A 3,033-nucleotide genomic window follows, 5' to 3' on the forward strand; every position below is an offset into this window, starting at 1 on the left:
TAGATGTTTTGCTTTATCCCGGTTCGTATCTTGGTGGTGCTTACCCGATATGTTCGGCGATATTCAAAACAGAAGCTAAGCGGATGGATGCCAAGACAGAAACAGTAAATTTATCTTTCGATCACAAACTGTTTCATGCGCGTAATCAGGTTGGAAAGATGGTTAATTTCCTCCGTGATATAGGCTGGGATGATACAAAAATTGTCGATGAACTTGTAAAAGGCATTGAAGGTTATCCCAAAGGTTTACAACCTGAACAATACGACTGTAGAGATCAGACACAAAAGATCCAGTATATACACGAAGAGCAAAAAGCAATTGATGATTTGAACATGCAAACATTACTTGATGATTTGCTTGATGAGAAAGAAACCGCATTCCCACAAGACAGGGAAAAACAATACATTCGAGACATTGAACTCGAAGAGAAAATTATTTCAAATTTTTTAAACAAGTAAAGGAAATTCAAAATGTTTGAGCAAAGCCAAGTAACCACGTATTCAGCAACCCTGTTGGGAGCAAAACAATTCAAAGGCGAAATTGACGGTAACAAAATCGATTCTTCCACTGTTTTGGTAGCCAGCCCCATGCCGTCAAACGGAAATGCTGTGGGCTTTACCGCGGCAAGCATGAAATTTGGCGATAGCCATAATTTCGAAAAGCTGAAAAATCTCAAATTCCCATGCGCGGTTGATGTAACCGTAGCAATGGAATCAACAGGTAAAGGCCTTGTTCCTAAATTGCTTGATTTCCAAGTTAAAGGCGCAACGCCCAAAGCCTAAGAAAGGCTGAATCATGAGTAAGTATCAGCAAAAATTTATTGTTCAAGAACTCGAAAATCATGAATTCATCTATCCCGATCCATTCGGCGATATTGGCTTTACGCCAAACATTAAATCTGCCGGTCAATATGAAAGTTATGAAGACGCTTTCAGTTCGGCGATTGAAGAAATTGGCGGAGAATTTTTAATTTTCAGTTTTTATACAAAAGAAGACTAAATTTAAGAGACTCGGCGGGCGGTCTCTAAAACCTTCACATAGCCCGCAAACACATTTTTTAAACATTTCGTAAAGGAAAACATCATGAAATTGATGAACACTTGCCGTAAATACGGCGCAAAACTGGCCGTTGTTGCCGCTGCTCCTCTGGCTTTTGCTACACAAGCCTATGCCGCTTTGCCCGAAGGCGCAAAAACAGGTATTGAATCTGCCAAAGCTGACGGCCTTGAAGCAGGATGGCTGGTTGTCGGCGTTTTTGCAGCGCTGTTCGTAATTGCCATTGTGAAACGCTTGTTACGTTAATAGGTAATTAAGATGTACTACCAAGTCGGGAATAAATGTCTTGAGCAAAGCCAAGCTGAAAACGTCTATTTCAGCTTGGTAGTACCTCAAATAACCCAAGACGGAAAAATTATCAAACCTGAATACAACGGCACAGTATGGAAACTGAACGGACAGACGATTAAAGCCGATTTACCTAAATGCGATCCAAGTGACAATTTAAAAAGCGGTTTGGATACAGGATGGCTCTTATTCGGCGTGATGGCCTCTGTGTATTTTGTATCCATTTTAAAAAGGGTTCTCAAATGATGGATTACTATTTTTACTTGGGACTGGCAGTACCTGTTTTGATAGGGGCGATTTTATTCAAGGATTGATACCCTATTCGGGTAATGGCAAAATCTAACTTTCAGCAACCATTATGAAAGTTAGTATTATGTTTTACATTTCAGAAGAAGAATTGAGATTTAAAAAAGATACGAATCCCAATTATTTAAATGAAAAATTGTGTCATGTGTTTATAGCTGAAATGTTCAGACTTAAAGAAATTTATCCAATTTCTGATTTTAAGAACATGGTAAAAAGTGCATCTCAATATTTCTTAAATCGAACATATCTTGATGATATGTTAGTTTTTTTTGAAGATGGCTCGTTTTTAAAATTTCAGTTTTTAGAACATGGCTTTGAATGCAAAGAGTTCTATGATGGTCAAATTTCTACGGCTTATTATTATGGCCGTTATTCTATTAGGATTTAATTTTAAAGCTCATGCTGAATTAGTTGTTGAACCAAATGGTAGAGTACGTGTTTCGACTGGCGGTTTTAATCAAAATGGCGTTAGAACTTGGCGGTATTTAGATAATGGTCGTGGTGGTATGGGTGGGAATATGTTTTATCATGAAAATTCCAGTAAATCCCTAGCTGTCCGTGACGTATCAACTGGCTTTAGATCTGCCTCAACTGTCCCCGTAACGTTAGAAGCTAGAGTATCCCGAAAAGCCGTCCTATCAGGCGCATTTGGCCTGGTAAAAGCAGGCGCAAAACTTGGTCTAAAAGCTGTTCCTTATGTTGGTGCTGCTTCATATGCTTATGATGCCTATCAAGTTGTTAAATCTGATCTTGAATTTGAAGGCTACAAATGGAATGAAGCTAGCGAAGAATTCCTAAAAGAATGGCCTGCGAGAAATTGTATTTGGGTTAGAGATGAAAGCGACAGAGTGCAAGATGTTGCATGTTATGGCGTTGATAGTTCGGTTTTAAATGCTTACAGAAAAGGCGGTAAAAGCCAACGCGAAGCAGAAGAACTTATGAAAGGCCAAATGGAAAAACTGGCTGGCCCTTTTTGGGAAAAACGTAAAAAGGAACTTGATAAAGATTTAGGTTCTAAATTTTGGGAATATTACCATTTAGATGAATGTCTATTCGATTTAAATGGAGGTGGTTGTTCAGTTAAAAGAGGTAGTGACGGCAGAAGTTCAGTTTCTTTTCGTTTAAAAATGCGAGATACACAAGTCCTTGATCAAGAAACATTTCTAAAAATGTCAACCCATTCAATAGATAGCAACCCTACCCCCTTCGTCGAAGGCACAGGCAAACCAGAATATAACGAAAAAGTATCAGTCCCTGCCGGTACTGTTGTAACCATTGGCCCTGTTACCCCCGAAAATGGCAAGCCGGTGCAAATTACCATTACTTTCGGCCAAGATTCAAATGGCAACTCAACTGCAAAAGTTGAAACAACGCAGCGTCCTG

6 protein-coding genes and 1 pseudogene are annotated in these 3,033 nt (G+C 39.1%); all 7 read left to right on the forward strand.

Annotated elements, in window-relative coordinates:
- Positions 1-458, forward strand: a pseudogene (locus HMPREF2865_RS05740) (replication initiation factor family protein); the annotation flags it as partial.
- A 12-nt stretch (positions 459-470) separates the two neighbouring features.
- The gene (locus HMPREF2865_RS05745; protein WP_070646335.1) at positions 471-782 is read left to right on the forward strand and encodes a hypothetical protein; all 312 of its coding nucleotides are present in this window, start codon (positions 471-473) and stop codon (positions 780-782) included.
- Positions 783-795: 13 nt separating this feature from the next.
- The gene (locus tag HMPREF2865_RS05750) at positions 796-999 is read left to right on the forward strand and encodes a hypothetical protein (RefSeq protein WP_049336678.1); all 204 of its coding nucleotides are present in this window, start codon (positions 796-798) and stop codon (positions 997-999) included.
- Between the two features lie 84 nt (positions 1,000-1,083).
- Positions 1,084-1,302 carry a major capsid protein gene (locus tag HMPREF2865_RS05755; protein ID WP_070646338.1) on the forward strand — a complete coding sequence of 73 codons (219 nt, stop codon included), beginning with the start codon at positions 1,084-1,086 and terminating at the stop codon, positions 1,300-1,302.
- Positions 1,303-1,314: 12 nt separating this feature from the next.
- A complete protein-coding gene (locus HMPREF2865_RS05760) occupies positions 1,315-1,590 on the forward strand; it encodes a hypothetical protein (protein WP_070646341.1) in 276 nt (91 codons plus the stop codon).
- A 112-nt stretch (positions 1,591-1,702) separates the two neighbouring features.
- The gene (locus HMPREF2865_RS05765) at positions 1,703-2,038 is read left to right on the forward strand and encodes a hypothetical protein (protein WP_283120644.1); all 336 of its coding nucleotides are present in this window, start codon (positions 1,703-1,705) and stop codon (positions 2,036-2,038) included.
- The coding region (locus tag HMPREF2865_RS05770; protein ID WP_283120645.1) for an IgG-binding virulence factor TspB family protein at positions 2,013-3,033 on the forward strand (1,021 nt) is incomplete at its 3' end. The genes HMPREF2865_RS05765 and HMPREF2865_RS05770, both read left to right, overlap by 26 nt.

The organism is Neisseria sp. HMSC073G10 (assembly GCF_001812605.1).
Classification (GTDB): domain Bacteria; phylum Pseudomonadota; class Gammaproteobacteria; order Burkholderiales; family Neisseriaceae; genus Neisseria; species Neisseria subflava_A.